This is a genomic window from Streptomyces sp. NPDC005774, from assembly GCF_042871645.1.
GTDB classification, from domain to species: domain Bacteria; phylum Actinomycetota; class Actinomycetes; order Streptomycetales; family Streptomycetaceae; genus Streptomyces; species Streptomyces pratens.
The window spans coordinates 418,889-433,349 of the sequence record NZ_JBIAIV010000001.1; the positions used below are offsets into that span (position 1 = coordinate 418,889).

Annotated in this window: 12 protein-coding genes; 11 read left to right on the forward strand and 1 reads right to left on the reverse strand. The window is 70.7% G+C overall.

Features of this window, described 5'->3' with window-relative positions; all coding sequences use genetic code 11:
• The first annotated feature begins 14 nt into the window (after positions 1–14).
• Complete coding sequence (locus ACFYQA_RS01925; RefSeq protein WP_388910125.1) at positions 15–1,085, forward strand: hypothetical protein; 1,071 nt, start codon at positions 15–17, stop codon at positions 1,083–1,085.
• Between the two features lie 95 nt (positions 1,086–1,180).
• On the opposite strand, the gene ACFYQA_RS01930 is transcribed toward ACFYQA_RS01925, so the two are convergent.
• Positions 1,181–2,470 carry a LuxR C-terminal-related transcriptional regulator gene (locus ACFYQA_RS01930; protein WP_388910127.1) on the reverse strand — a complete coding sequence of 430 codons (1,290 nt, stop codon included), beginning with the start codon at positions 2,468–2,470 and terminating at the stop codon, positions 1,181–1,183.
• A gap of 161 nt (positions 2,471–2,631) precedes the next feature.
• On the opposite strand from ACFYQA_RS01930, the gene ACFYQA_RS01935 reads away from it, so the two are divergent.
• From ACFYQA_RS01935 to ACFYQA_RS01980, 10 genes are all read left to right on the forward strand, one after another.
• A complete protein-coding gene (locus ACFYQA_RS01935) occupies positions 2,632–3,717 on the forward strand; it encodes an S-(hydroxymethyl)mycothiol dehydrogenase (protein WP_388910129.1) in 1,086 nt (361 codons plus the stop codon).
• Positions 3,714–4,343, forward strand: a complete 630-nt coding sequence (locus ACFYQA_RS01940; RefSeq protein ID WP_388910132.1) for an MBL fold metallo-hydrolase — start codon at positions 3,714–3,716, stop codon at positions 4,341–4,343. Before ACFYQA_RS01935 ends, ACFYQA_RS01940 begins: the two co-directional genes overlap by 4 nt.
• 556 nt (positions 4,344–4,899) lie before the next feature.
• The gene (locus ACFYQA_RS01945) at positions 4,900–6,174 is read left to right on the forward strand and encodes an amidohydrolase (protein WP_388910311.1); all 1,275 of its coding nucleotides are present in this window, start codon (positions 4,900–4,902) and stop codon (positions 6,172–6,174) included.
• Positions 6,175–6,521: 347 nt separating this feature from the next.
• Positions 6,522–7,577, forward strand: coding sequence for a BMP family protein (locus ACFYQA_RS01950; protein WP_388910135.1), 1,056 nt, complete (start codon positions 6,522–6,524; stop codon positions 7,575–7,577).
• A 171-nt stretch (positions 7,578–7,748) separates the two neighbouring features.
• Complete coding sequence (locus ACFYQA_RS01955) at positions 7,749–8,429, forward strand: class I SAM-dependent methyltransferase (protein WP_388910138.1); 681 nt, start codon at positions 7,749–7,751, stop codon at positions 8,427–8,429.
• 296 nt (positions 8,430–8,725) lie between these two features.
• A complete protein-coding gene (locus tag ACFYQA_RS01960; protein WP_388910141.1) occupies positions 8,726–9,778 on the forward strand; it encodes a BMP family protein in 1,053 nt (350 codons plus the stop codon).
• 208 nt (positions 9,779–9,986) lie between these two features.
• On the forward strand, positions 9,987–11,597 hold the full coding sequence (locus ACFYQA_RS01965) for an ABC transporter ATP-binding protein (protein WP_388910144.1): 1,611 nt from the start codon (positions 9,987–9,989) through the stop codon (positions 11,595–11,597).
• Positions 11,597–12,721, forward strand: coding sequence for an ABC transporter permease (locus ACFYQA_RS01970; RefSeq protein ID WP_388910147.1), 1,125 nt, complete (start codon positions 11,597–11,599; stop codon positions 12,719–12,721). Before ACFYQA_RS01965 ends, ACFYQA_RS01970 begins: the two co-directional genes overlap by 1 nt.
• A complete protein-coding gene (locus ACFYQA_RS01975) occupies positions 12,718–13,992 on the forward strand; it encodes an ABC transporter permease (protein WP_388910150.1) in 1,275 nt (424 codons plus the stop codon). The genes ACFYQA_RS01970 and ACFYQA_RS01975 overlap by 4 nt, the downstream gene beginning before the upstream one ends.
• A complete protein-coding gene (locus tag ACFYQA_RS01980; protein WP_388910153.1) occupies positions 13,989–14,402 on the forward strand; it encodes a cytidine deaminase in 414 nt (137 codons plus the stop codon). The genes ACFYQA_RS01975 and ACFYQA_RS01980 overlap by 4 nt, the downstream gene beginning before the upstream one ends.
• Positions 14,403–14,461 lie beyond the last annotated feature (59 nt).

Sequence of the window (14,461 nt, forward strand, 5' to 3'; positions counted from 1 at the left end):
ACGGTCGTACGTCGATGAGCCCTCGCGCCGGGACCGCCGGCCCCCACACTCTCGCCTTCGTCGAGAGCCCGGTACAGCTGCTGAACGTGCTGGAGTGGGCGCACGCGCATGCGCCCGGCGTGGGGCTCACCCTCGTGGTGCTGTCCCCCATCGACCCCATGACCCGCGGCCAGTTGCGCCGCATGTCCGAACTCGCCCGCGAGGAGGGCCACGAGGTCCGCTGGGAGGAGGCACGCGGCGGAGCCGGCGCACCCTTCCAGACCGTCGCCGGCCTGGCCGGCCCGCTGCGCCGTGCCTCCCGGATCGTCCTCGGCGACCCCTTCTCGCGGTACGTGCAGCTCATGCTGACGATCACCCGCGCCCACGACCTCGTCGTCGTCGACGACGGCACGGCGACCATGGAGTTCGTCGGCCAGCTCGCGCGCGGCGAACGCCTGGTCCGCTGGCACCGCAAGGGCGGCCGCCGCGGCCCCCGCGACCTGCTCCTCGCCCCGGTCTCCGGCATCGCCCGGCGCAGGCTCACCCCGGGCGGCCGGCGCCGGGTGGAGGTCTTCTCCTCGATGCCGGTCGACGACATCCCGGCCGGCGTCACCGTCGGCGTCAACTCCTTCGCCTGGACCCGGGAGCGGTTCGGCCCGCCCCGGATCACCCGGACCGCCGACATGGTGGGCACGTCCCTGGTGGAGACCGGAGTAGTGGACGCCGACGCCTACGTCGAGGCCGTCCGCTCCCTCACCAGGGCCCACGGCGCGACCCGCTACTTCGCCCACCGCCGCGAGAGCACCGAGAAACTCCACCGGCTCGCGGTCGAGACGGGGCTGGAGATCGTCCGCCCCGAACTCCCCCTGGAGCTGATAGCCCGCCGGGGCCCCATCGGCCGCACGGTCCTCAGCTTCCCGTCGACCGTCGTCCACACCCTCCCCCTCGCCCTGTCCGGCACGGAGGTCCGCATCGCGGTCTGCGACATCGACCCGGCCTGGCTCACCGAGAACGCCTCCCCACGCGCCCAGGGCTTCCTGTCCAACGTGACAGGGACGGCACGGGACGCGCACCGGCTGGCGGCGGTGCCGGTGGCGCCCGCGTGAACGGATGCCGATAACCGCCTCCTGGAAGTGAGCGGTGGCGTCACCGCCCGCGGAGCGCCTGGCGACTCACCGGGAGTCCGGCCGGACGGCGACGGTCACCGCCCCTCCCGGCCCCCGGCCACCGAGCCCTGCTCGTACCCGTTCAGGGCCAGTGCCGCGGCCTCGCCCCGTGAGCCGACCTCGAGTTTCCTCAGTACTCCGGTGACGTGGAACTTGACAGTGCTCTCGGTGATCCCGAGTGCGTCCGCGATGGCCTTGTTCCGCTTGCCTTGCGCAAGAAGGTGCAGCACCTCCCGTTCCCGCGCGTTGAGACTCGACAGCCTGGTCTCACCGGTCCGAACGGACGGCGGGTCGAAAGGAAGGGCGATGCCGGCCCGGCTCCCCCAGCCCGCCACGGAGTCGAGGCTGACCGTGGCGCCCAGCGTGCGTGCGCGGCCCTCGAGCTGGCGTGACAGCGCGCGCACGTCCACGCTCCCGGACTCCTGCTCCCGCACGTCGATCCGCAGCGACGTGCCGTCACAGGTCCAGGCGACGCGCAGGCGCGACGGACCCGGTTGCGCGGTGAAGGCCAGCACCGCGGTCCGTGTCATCGCACGGGCGGCGTAGGCGACTTCTCCGGGCAACGGCCGTGCCGTCCTGTCCGGCGGCACGAATTCGACGCGCGCTTCGTGATGCTTGAGCAGGTGCCGGATGTCCCTGCGCAGCTTCGTGAACGCGGCCGGGGCCGGTTCCTCGCTCAGGGCCAGATCGGACTTCTGGGCGGAGCGCAACGCCACCAGCGCGACGGAGGCGGACTCGGTCGCGGTCACGCGGGCACGGTGATCGTCGAGTGCGGTGGCGCGCAGCGTGTTCAGGATGGCCACCAGAGCACTCTCGTGCGCCGTCGCCATCTCGGTGATGGTGCGGGCCCGCTCACTGGAGGCCGCGCGCGACTCGGCGAGGTAGTCCGGGCTCGCCTGCGTGACCTGTTGGCTGATCGAGGTCGCGACGATCCCGAAGAGGGCCGACAGGACGACGGGCTGCGGGAGCCGCTTCCGGGAGGCGCGCGGCACGAGGACGAGCAGCGTGTCCACCGGGTCACGGACGGCCCAGACGGTGCGGGTGGTCCCGCCGATCGCCGCCGCGGTGCTGAGCGGCCGACCGGGCTCGACAAGGGCCTTCAGCTGCTCGAGTTCGTCGATCGTGACCTTGCTGGTCATTTCGGTCGCGCCGGTGACCTTTCGTGGCCGGCCCGTGCACTCCCTGGTGAAGATGATGAGCGCGGTGTGCGGCCACCGGTCCGACAAAAAGCGGGAGAACCGGCGTGCGATCTCGTGCAGCGGACCCTCGATGACCTCTCGCAGTGCGAGGAGATCCGCTTCTGGCGGTGCCTTCATGTCGAGCATTCCACGCACCGTAGCCGGTCCGGCCGGCTGGTCGGAAGTCGAGGTTTTACTGGTCCGTCGCACAGGTCGTCCGTCCTCGGCGCAGAGCTAACGTCGTAGTCGTAGAGGGCATGCGCCGGTGCGCATGCGTTTCCGGCCGACTGATGAGGGAACCAACTCAGATGCCACAGCAGGTCCGCGGTGTGATCGCCCGTTCCAAGGGAGCTCCGGTCGAGCTCACCGACATCGTGATTCCCGACCCGGGACCGGGTGAGGTCGTCGTCGCGGTCGCCGCGTGCGGCGTGTGCCACACCGATCTGACCTACCGCGAAGGCGGTATCAACGACGACTTCCCGTTCCTCCTCGGACACGAGGCAGCCGGCACCGTGGAGAGCGTCGGCGAAGGCGTCGAGTCGGTGCGGCCCGGCGACTTCGTCGTCCTGAACTGGCGTGCCGTGTGCGGGCAGTGCCGGGCCTGCAGGCGCGGGCGTTCCCAGTACTGCTTCGACACGTTCAACGCGAGCCAGAAGATGACCCTGACCGACGGGACGGAACTCACCCCGGCGCTCGGCATCGGTGCTTTCGCGGACAAGACCCTGGTGCACGCCGGACAGTGCACCAAGGTGGACCCGTCCGCGGACCCCGCCGTCGCGGGTCTGCTCGGCTGCGGTGTCATGGCCGGCCTGGGCGCCGCCGTCAACACCGGCGGGGTGGGCCGCGGGGACTCGGTGGCCGTCATCGGCTGTGGCGGCGTGGGCGACGCGGCCGTCGTCGGGGCGCGGCTGGCGGGCGCATCGAAGATCATCGCGGTGGACCGGGACGAGAAGAAGCTGGCCTGGGCGGTCGACCTGGGCGCCACCCACACGGTCGACGCGGGCAAGGCCGACGTCGTCACCGCGATCGCCGAGCTGACAGGCGGGTTCGGCGCCGATGTCGTCATCGACGCGGTCGGCCGCCCCGAGACGTGGAAGCAGGCGTTCTACGCGCGCGATCTCGCGGGCACCGTCGTGCTGGTGGGCGTGCCCACGCCGGACATGAAGCTGGACATGCCGCTGCTCGACTTCTTCTCCCGCGGCGGTGCGCTGAAGTCGTCCTGGTACGGCGACTGTCTGCCGGAGCGCGACTTCCCGATGCTCGTCGACCTGCACCTGCAGGGCAGGCTGCCGCTGGAGAAGTTCGTCTCCGAGCGCATCGCACTCGAAGAGGTCGAGAAGGCCTTCCACACCATGCGGGCCGGCGAGGTGCTGCGTTCGGTGGTGGTCATGTGAACGGCCTGCGTATCGAGCGCGTGGTCACCTCCGGTGTCTTCGCCCTCGACGGCGGCACGTGGGACGTCGACAACAACGTCTGGCTCGTCGGCGACGACGACGAGGTCGTGATCATCGACGCGGCGCACGACGAGCAGGCGATCATCAAGGCGGTGGGGGACCGGAACGTGGTGGCCGTCGTGTGCACGCACGGTCACAACGACCACGTCACCGTCGCGCCGCAGCTGTCCCATGAGCTCCAGGCGCCGATCCTGCTGCATCCCGGCGACCGGGAGCTGTGGGAGATGACCCACCCCGGCCAGGCCTTCGGGCACGCGAGCGACACGCAACGCGTCGACGTGGCGGGCACCGCACTCGAGGTGATCCACACTCCGGGCCACTCTCCCGGGTCCGTCTGCCTGCACCTGCCCGAAGCCGAGGTGCTGTTCACCGGAGACACGCTGTTCTCGGGCGGCCCCGGAGCCACGGGCCGTTCGTTCTCCGACTTCCCCACCATCATCGGGTCCATCCGCGACAGGCTGTTCACGCTGCCCGAGGAAACCCGTGTCCACACCGGACACGGCGACGGCACCACGATCGGCGCCGAGACGCCGTACCTGGCCGAATGGATCGCACGCGGACACTGAGCCGGCCCCGGGCCGGCGAACGACCGGCGACAGCGCCTTCGCCCACTTCCCCGGCCCGTACGGCGGCATCGCCCGGCACACCACCGAGCGGGAGCCGCTCGGCGCGGAAACACAGCCGTGCGATGTGCCGGCACAGCTGCGGAGAAGGCGGAGGACGGCGGCCGGGGAACTTCAGCGGGTCGGCGCGCATGGCCCCGCACCCCATCGGCGCAACCCGGGGCGCCGGAGGCGCTTTCACCCGTGCGCGTGGACGGCGGCCGCGCACCCGTGGACAGCGGTGTGCCGTGTCCGACAGACGAACCGGTCCGCGTGGCGCGGGCGATGCGTGGTACACCGAGGAGAGGTGGAGTGCGGTGCCGGAAGCGGCCGCTGCGAGCGGCGCGCCTTCCGGCGGTCTGTGTGGGCTCGTCCGCGTACGAGGGCGGCGAGTTTACCCATCACAGAACACGGCTAAGCGTGGGACTGCCGGATTTTCTTCCGCTGACAGGCTGATTTTTCTTGATCAGGGGTCGGTCGGGGGCTTCGGCGTCCTACCCTTCAAAGGGTGAAGCAACTGATGTCACTGGAGTCCGAGGAGTCCGAGGTCGATCTGGTCGGAGGGGCGGTGCTTCCGGGTACGCTCCCCGAGGCCTTGCGCGCCGAGCTCGTCGCCTTCCGACGCGACCTGCACATGCACCCCGAGCTGGGCAACCAGGAGTTCCGTACGACCGCCGCGATCAAGGAGCGGCTGGAGCGGGCCGGCCTCGCCCCGCGCGTACTCTCCAGCGGGACCGGCGTCATCTGTGACATCGGGGTGATGGACGGCACGCCCGCCGGCGCCGGCCCGGACACCGGCACCGGAGCGGCCCCCGGCACCGGCATACTCGCCCTGCGGGCCGACCTCGACGGACTGCCCATCCCCGACATGAAGAGCGAGTGCCCGTACCGCTCCACCGTGCCCGACCGGGCGCACGCCTGCGGCCACGACGTGCACACCACCGTCGTGCTGGGCACCGGGCTCGTCCTCGCCGAACTGCACCGTCAGGGCCGGCTGCCCCGGCCGGTGCGGCTGATCTTCCAGCCCGCCGAGGAGGTGCTGCCCGGCGGGGCCGCCGACGCCATCCTGGACGGCGCGCTCGACGGGGTCGGGCGGATCGTCGCCGTGCACTGCGACCCCCGGGTCGACGCCGGAAGGATCGGGCTGCGCGAAGGCCCCATCACCTCCGCCTGCGACCGTCTCGAGATCGCCCTCGGCGGACCCGGCGGCCACACCGCCCGCCCGCATCTGACCACCGACCTGGTCACCGCCGCCGCCCGGGTCGTCACCGACGTGCCCGCTCTGGTGGGCCGGCGGGTCGACAGCCGCAGCGGGCTCGCCATCACCTGGGGCAGGGTCGAGTCCGGCCACGCGCCCAACGTCATCCCGCAGCACGCCGAGCTCTCCGGCACCGTGCGCTGCCTGGACCTGGAGACCTGGCGGCTGGCCCCGGACACCGTGGTCGCCGCCATCGACGAGGTGGCCAACCTGCACCGCGCCAAGTCGGAGATCACCTACGTGCGCGGAGTCCCGCCGGTCGTCAACGAGGCCGGCGTCACCGAACTCCTGCGGGACGCCATGATCGCCCGGCGCGGCGCGGAGTCCGTGGAGAACACCGAACAGAGCCTCGGCGGCGAGGACTTCTCCTGGTACCTCGAGCACGTCCCCGGCGCCATGGCCCGCCTCGGGGTGCGTCCCCCGGGCGAGCGCACCATCCGCGACCTGCACCAGGGCGACTTCGACGTCGACGAGCACGCCATCACCGTGGGCGTCGAACTCTTCACCGCCGCCGCCTTCCTGGACGCCCTGCGCTGAGCGGGCGGGCCGGCCGGTCGCTTCATCGACCACCGGCCATCGACCACCGGCCATCGACCACCGGCCCCCTTCGCCCCTCCACCCCTCTGTCCCCGTCCCGTCGCTCCCCTCGCGTCCCGGACGGGGGGAGGGGAAGCGGGGTGCGCGTGGCGCTCGGCCGCGCACCGTTCCGGTCGCCCCTTTCCGTCCCTTCGATCCCGTACGGCCCTCTGCTTTACCGGGGTGTAACCGGCCATCGGCACGAATGGATAACGGCCCCGCTGTACCCCGTTCCCAGGAGTGTCTACGCGCGTTAATGTCGCCGAACCGAGCGCCGCTGCGGGGCTTCGGAGAATGGGGAGCGTCAGATGCGTCGGATATCCAGACTGACTCGCGTCGCGGTGGGGGTCGCGTCGCTCGCACTCGCCGCCACGGCCTGCGGCGGTACCAGCAGCGAGGGCGGGGACGGCGGAAAGAGCTCCGCGAAGGGCGACCTCGGTCTCGCCATCGCCTACGACATCGGCGGCAAGGGCGACCAGTCCTTCAACGACGCCGCGTACGCGGGGCTCCAGAAGGCGGAGAAGGAGTTCGGCTACAAGACCGCCGACATCGAGCCCACCGACGGCGAGACCAACGCGGACAAGGAGCAGCGCCTGTCCTCGCTCGCCAGGCAGGGCTACAACCCCGTCATCGGCGTCGGCTTCGCCTACACGGCGGCGATGGAGGCCGTGGCCGCGAAGTACCCCGACACCACCTTCGGCATCGTCGACTCCGTGGTCGAGGGCAAGAACGTCGCCTCCCTCGTCTTCGCCGAGGAGCAGGCGTCCTACCTCGCCGGCGTCGCCGCGGCCAAGGCCACCAAGACCGATGTGGTGGGCTTCGTCGGCGGTGTGGACATCCCGCTGATCAACAAGTTCGAGGCCGGCTTCGAGCAGGGCGTGCAGGCGACCGACCCGAAGGTCAAGGTCGTCTCCCAGTACCTGACGCAGACGGCGGAGGAGGGTGGCTTCTCCAGCCCCGACAAGGGCAAGGCCGCCGCCGAGGGCCAGATCGAGAAGAAGGCCGACGTCGTCTACCAGGCGGCCGGCCTCTCCGGGCAGGGTGTGATCGAGGCCGCCGCCAAGGCGAAGGTCTGGGCGATCGGTGTCGACTCCGACCAGTACCAGCAGGAAGCCCTCGCCGGCTACAAGGACTTCATCCTCACCTCCGCCACCAAGGAGGTCGGCGGTTCGGTGTACGCCCTGGCCAAGTCCGTCAAGGACGGCAAGCCGCTGACCGGCACCCAGGTCTTCGACCTCAAGGTGGAGGGCGTCGGCCTCTCCGACAGCAACCCGAAGATGGCCGAGATCGAGGGCCTGACGGACGCCGTGGCCAAGGCCGAGGAAGGCATCATCGACGGCTCCATCACCGTCAAGACGGAGTAGGGCGGCAGGGGAGCGGGGCGCGGCAGTACCGCAGCACCGCAGCACCGCAGTGACGAAGCCGGGCGGGCACCTCAGTGGGTGCCCGCCCGTGTTGCGTGCCCTTTGGACGCCGTTTTGCCGGACCGGCAACAGGAGTGGCGTGTCCGGTACACGCTGGGCGACGGTGGGCCGATGAACGACGACATCGTGGCGGGACCGCCCGCGTTCGACCCGCCCTTTCCCGCCGACGGATACGTCGGAGACCCCACGGTGAGGGCGGAGTGGGACAACCGGTACACCGACCGACAGCAACTGTGGAGTGGCCGGCCCAACGGCGCGCTGGTGGCCGAGGCCGCCGGGCTCACACCCGGGCGGGTGCTCGACGTCGGCTGCGGCGAGGGCGCGGACGCCGTCTGGCTCGCGCGCCGCGGCTGGGACGTGACCGCACTCGAGGTCTCGGGCGTGGCACTGGAGCGGGCGGCCGGGCACGCGCGGGACGCCGGCCTCGCCGTTCGCTGGGTTCACGCCTCGCTGACGGAGGCGGCCCTCCCGCCGGCCTCCTTCGACCTGGTCTCCGCGCAGTACCCCGCTCTGCTGCGCACCCCGGACGCCGCGGCCGAGCGAGCGCTGCTCGCGGCCGTCGCGCCCGGCGGCGTGCTGCTGCTCGTGCACCACGCGGGGATGGACACCCGGCAGGAGCACGAGAGCGGCTTCGACCCGGCCGACTACGTCTGGCCCTCGATGGTCGCCGCTCTGCTCGACGAGGACTGGGTGGTGGAGGCGGACGAGCAGCGGCCCCGCGTGGCACCCGACGGCGGCGCCGGCGCGCACCACACCGACGACCTGGTGCTGCGCGCGCGCCGGCTGCGCTGAACCCTTCCGACAGCAGACCCGGCGACCCGCTCCGATGCCCGGCGTGCGCCGGTCGGCGAGCACCGTGTCGGATGTCACAGTGCTTGTCACCTCACGCCGTACATCGCCCGAATGTCACCCTGTGCCACGATCTGTTTGCGATAGGCGATGGTTTACTCGCGGTAGGGGGCGGGTAGGGCACGGCCGCATAACAAGGTGGACAGAAAGGGTTTCCAGGGAGGTCTACGCGCGTTAATCTGCGGCGAAGCCTGCGCCGTCCCCCGATCTTCCGGCGCTTGTACGAAGGAGCACCACACATGCGCCGGATTTCCCGGATCACGGTCGCAGGCGCAGCGACCGCCTCCCTGGCCCTCGCGCTCGCCGCCTGCGGTGGCACCTCGACCTCCAACTCCGGCTCGTCCGAGTCCAAGGAGGACAAGGGCATTGCCATCGCCTACGACGTCGGCGGCAGGGGCGACCAGTCCTTCAACGACGCCGCGTACGCGGGCTTGAAGCAGGCGGAGAAGGAGTTCGGCTACAAGACCGCCGACGTCGAGCCCACCGACGGTGAGACCGACGCGGACAAGGAGCAGCGCCTGGCCTCGCTGGCGAAGCAGGGCTACGACCCGGTCGTCGGTGTCGGCTACGCCTACGCCGCCGCCGTGAAGGGCGCCGCCGAGAAGTACCCGGACACCACCTTCGGCATCGTCGACGACTCCACGGTCGAGCTGGACAACGTGGCGGACCTGGTCTTCTCCGAGGAGGAGGCCTCCTACCTGGCCGGTGTCGCCGCCGCCGAGACCACCAAGACCGACGTGGTGGGCTTCATCGGCGGTGTGGACATCCCGCTGATCCACAAGTTCCGCGCGGGCTTCGAGCAGGGCGTCAAGGATACGAACCCGGACGTCAAGGTCATCTCGCAGTTCCTGACGCAGACGGCGGAGGAGGGTGGCTTCTCCAGTCCCGACAAGGGCAAGGCTGCCGCCGAGGGCCAGATCGAGAAGAAGGCCGACGTCGTCTACACGGCGGCCGGTCTGTCCGGTCAGGGTGCCATCGAGGCCGCGGCCGCCAACAAGGTCTGGGCGATCGGCGTGGACTCCGACCAGTACGCGCAGGAAGCCCTGGCGAAGTACAAGGACTCGATCCTCACCTCCGCGACGAAGGACGTCGCCAAGTCGGTGTACAAGCTGGCGCAGTCGGTCCAGGACAAGGCTCCCCGCACCGGTGTCCTCAGGGGCGACCTGGCGACGGGTGAGGTCGGCCTCGCGCAGTCCAACCCCGTGTTCGCGGACAACGCGAAGCTTCAGGACGTCATCGAGACGGCCAAGAAGAAGATCATCAGCGGCGACGTCAAGGTCCAGTCGAGCTGAGTCCGGCAGGACCTGTACAGCGTGTAACCCTTGGGGTCGTGACCGCTCGGCGGGGTGCGGGGAGTAGGCTCCCCGCACCCCGTCGAGCCGGGTGTGCGACCCCGTTCGATGCCGTAGGGGCGCTACGCGCGTAGACGACCCCCGTCCCCAGGAGTGCGCCATCAACGCGTCCAGCAGCCCTCCGGCCGGAGCGGCGGTCAGCGAATCGGTGACCGCCGTCGAACTCGCCGGGATCACGAAGCGTTTTCCCGGTGTCGTGGCCAACCACGACATCCACCTCACGGTCCGCAAGGGCACCGTGCACGCCCTCGTCGGCGAGAACGGCGCCGGCAAGTCGACGCTGATGAAGATCCTCTACGGCATGCAGAAGCCGGACGAGGGCACCATCGCGATCCACGGCGAGACGGTCTCCTTCTCCTCGCCGGCCGACGCCATCGCCCGCGGCATCGGCATGGTCCACCAGCACTTCATGCTCGCCGACAACCTCACGGTCCTCGAGAACGTGGTGCTCGGCAGCGAGAAGCTGTACGGCATCGGCGCGAAGGCCCGCCGCAAGATCAAGGAACTCTCCGACCGTTACGGCCTCGGCGTACGCCCCGACCTGCTGGTCGAGGAACTCGGTGTCGCCGCCCGCCAGCGCGTGGAGATCCTCAAGGTCCTCTACCGCGGCGCCACCACGCTGATCCTCGACGAACCCACCGCCGTCCTCGTCCCGCAGGAGGTCGACGCGCTCTTCGACAACCTGCGCGAGCTCAAGGCGGAGGGCCTGTCGGTCATCTTCATCTCCCACAAGCTGGGCGAGGTCCTCTCGGTCGCCGACGACATCACCGTCATCCGCCGGGGTACCACCGTCGGCACGGCCGTTCCCGCCGAGACCACCCCGCGCCGGCTCGCCGAGATGATGGTCGGCAGCGAACTGCCCACCCCCCAGACCGCCGAGTCCACGGTCACCGACCGTCCGGTCCTCACCGTCGACACGCTGCGCCTGGCGGCCCCCGGCGGCAAGGCCCTGCTCGACGACATCAGCTTCACCATCCACGCGGGCGAAATCCTGGGCATCGCCGGCGTCGAGGGCAACGGCCAGACCGAACTGGTCGACGCCCTCATCGGCCTGCGGGCCGCCGACTCCGGCACCATCCGGCTGGCCGACGAGGAGATCACCGGCTGGGCCACCCGCAAGCGCCGCGAGGAGGGCATCGGGTACATCCCCGAGGACCGCCACCGCCACGGCCTGCTCCTGGAAGCACCCCTCTGGGAGAACCGCATCCTCGGCCACGTCACCGAGAAGCCCAACGCCAAGGGCTTCTGGCTGGCCCCGAAGGCGGCCCAGGAGGACACCCGGCGCATCGTCCAGAAGTACGACGTGCGCACCCCCGGCATCGACGTCACCGCCGCCTCCCTGTCCGGAGGCAACCAGCAGAAGCTGATCGTCGGCCGGGAGATGAGCCACCGGCCCCGCTTCCTGATCGCCTCCCACCCCACCCGCGGTGTGGACGTCGGCGCGCAGGCCGCGATCTGGGACCACATCCGTCAGGCGCGCCGCGAGGGTCTCGCCGTCCTGCTGATCTCCGCCGACCTGGACGAGCTGATCGGCCTGTCCGACACCCTCCGGGTGATCTACGACGGCAGGCTCGTCGCGGACGCCGACCCCGCCACCGTCACCCCGGAGGAGCTCGGTACCGCCATGACCGGTGCCGCCACCGGCCACCTCGAACACGAAGAGACCCCCGAGACCCCGGCCGACGCCCGGAACATCGGGGCCCGTGCCCCCGGCGCCGCGGCCGCCGCCCCCGAGTCTCCGGAAGACGAGGCCCGCTGATGAAGAAGTTCGACAAGGAGCGCGTGCTCCTCGCGGTGGCCGGACCGGTCATCGCGCTCGCCGTGGCCTTCGCCCTGAGTGCGATCGTGCTGCTCGCCTCGGGCAAGAACCCCGTCGAGCCGTTCGCCCTGATGTTCGAGCAGGCGACGTTCTCCGACGTCCAGGTCCTGATCATCAACCAGGCCTCGATGTACTACATCGCCGCCCTCGCGGTGGCCGTCGGCTTCCGGATGAACCTCTTCAACATCGGGGTCGACGGCCAGTACCAGCTCGGCGCCATCATGGCCGCCGTCGTCGGCGCCCACATGAACCTGCCGGCCGTGCTGCAGCTTCCGCTGCTGCTCCTCACCGCCGTGTTCACCGGCGCCTTCTGGGCCGGTATCGCCGGAGTCCTCAAGGTCACCCGCGGGGTCAGCGAGGTCGTCGCCACGATCATGCTCAACGCGATCGCCACGTCCCTCATCGTCTACCTGTGGAAGCCGGAAGTCTTCGGCGTCAAGATCGGCAACAACAGCACCACCGGCGAGATGTACGAGTCCGGCTGGGTCCCCGGCATCGACATGGGCGAGGCCGGCGAGATCTACGGCCTGGTCGTCCTCGCGGCGCTGCTCGGCATCGGCTACTGGATCGTCCTCAACCGCACCCGCTTCGGCTTCGACCTGCGCGCCTCCGGCGCCTCCACGACCGCCGCCGCGGCCAGCGGGGTCGACCCCAAGCGCATGGTGCTCACCGCCATGCTGATCTCCGGCGGTCTCGCCGGTCTCGCGGGCCTGCCGATCCTGCTCGGCGACTCCCACACCTACAACCTGAACTTCCCCACCGGCATCGGCTTCCTCGGCATCGGCATCGCCCTGCTCGGCCGCAACAGCCCCGTCGGCATCGCCTTCGCCGCCCTGCTGTGGGCCTGGCTCGACAAGGCCTCACCCGAGCTGGACTTCCACGGCTACGACAAGGAGATCGCGGTCATCATGCAGGGCCTGATCGTCCTCTCGGTCGTCGTCTCCTACGAGGCCGTCCGCGAGTGGGGCCTGCGCCGTCAGCAGCGCCGGGTCGGCGCGGAACTCGCCGCCGGTCACGTCCTCGGTGCCGACAACAACACCACGAAGGAGGTGGCTGGCCGATGACCGCTCCGACCACAGCGACCGACGTCAACCAGCCCTCGCTGCAGCCTGCGGCGCCCACCGGCCGCCGCATGTCGTGGCCCGTGCTGCTGCTGGTCATCGCCGGCGCCCTGGCCCTGGTCTCGATCGTCCGCATCGTCACCGGCGCGGACGGCATCACCAACGTCAGCCAGATGTCCACCGCCCTCCAGCTCGCCGTCCCCATCGGCCTCGCCGGACTCGGCGGCCTGTGGGCCGAGCGCGCGGGCGTCGTCAACATCGGCCTCGAGGGCATGCTGATCCTCGGCACCTGGTTCGGCGCCTGGGCCGGATTCCAGTGGGGCCCGTGGACCGGCGTCCTGGTCGGCATCATCGGCGGCTGCCTCGGCGGCCTGCTGCACGCCGTCGTCACCGTCACCTTCCGCGTCAACCACATCGTCTCCGGTGTGGCCATCAACATCCTCGCCCTCGGCGCCACCCGCTACCTCGCCCCGCTCGCCTTCGAAGGCCACCAGGGCGGCTCCGCCAAGCAGTCCCCGGCGATCGAACCGCTCGGCCACTTCACCGTGCCGGGGCTGTCCGACGTGCTGCGGGACCTCAACGCCAAGGGCTGGTTCTTCGTCTCCGACATCGCGGGCCTGCTCGGCGGCCTGGTCACCAACGTCTCCTGGCTGACCCTCATCGCCATCGCGCTCATCCCCGCCACCTGGTGGATCCTCTGGCGCACCGCCTTCGGCCTGCGCCTGCGCTCCTGCGGTGAGAACCCCGTCGCCGCCGAGTCCCTCGGTGTCAACGTCTACAAGTACAAGTACCTCGCCGTGATCATCTCCGGCGGTCTGGCCGGCCTCGGCGGCGCCTTCCTCTCCATAGTCGCCAACCCCTTCTATCTGGAGGGCCAGGTCAGCGGGCGCGGCTACATCGGCCTCGCCGCGATGATCTTCGGCAACTGGATGCCGGGCGGCCTTGCCATCGGCGCCGGACTCTTCGGCTACACCGACAGCCTCAACCTGCGCGGCGGCTCCACCAACGTGCACGCCCTGCTGCTGCTCGGCGCGCTGCTGCTGCTCGTCGGCGCGATCTGGCTGGCGATCCGCAAGAAGTACGTGCACGCGGTCATCACCCTGGTCGTCGGCGCGCTCGTCTTCGCCTGGTACGCCGGCACCAACGAGGTCCCCAACCAGGTCGTCGCCGCCACCCCGTACGTCATCACCCTGGTGGTCCTGGCCCTGTCCGCGCAGCGGCTGCGCATGCCGAAGGCGGACGGACTCCCGTACCGGAAGGGACAGGGCGGATGACGCCCGCCCCGGCCGCCGCGGCGGACACCGACTGGGAGGCGCTGCGCGCGGTGGCACGGGAGGCCATGTCCCACGCGTACGCCCCCTACTCGGGGTATCCGGTCGGTGTCGCCGCCCTGGTCGACGACGGGCGCACGGTCTCCGGCTGCAACGTCGAGAACGCCAGCTACGGCCTCGGCCTGTGCGCCGAGTGCGGACTGGTCTCGGAGCTGCAGCGCACCGGAGGCGGCCGGCTCACGCACTTCACCTGCGTGGACGGCACGGGCGCGATCCTCGTCCCGTGCGGCCGCTGCCGCCAGCTGCTGTACGAGTTCGGCGGCCCCGGACTGCTCCTCGAAACCCCATCGGGCGTCCTGCCGCTGTCGGCGATGCTGCCCCAGGCCTTCGGCCCGGAGCACCTCGCCAAGTAACCCCGTAGCACCCCGCAACACGTAGCACCCCGCAACACGTAGCATCCCGCATCCCGCAT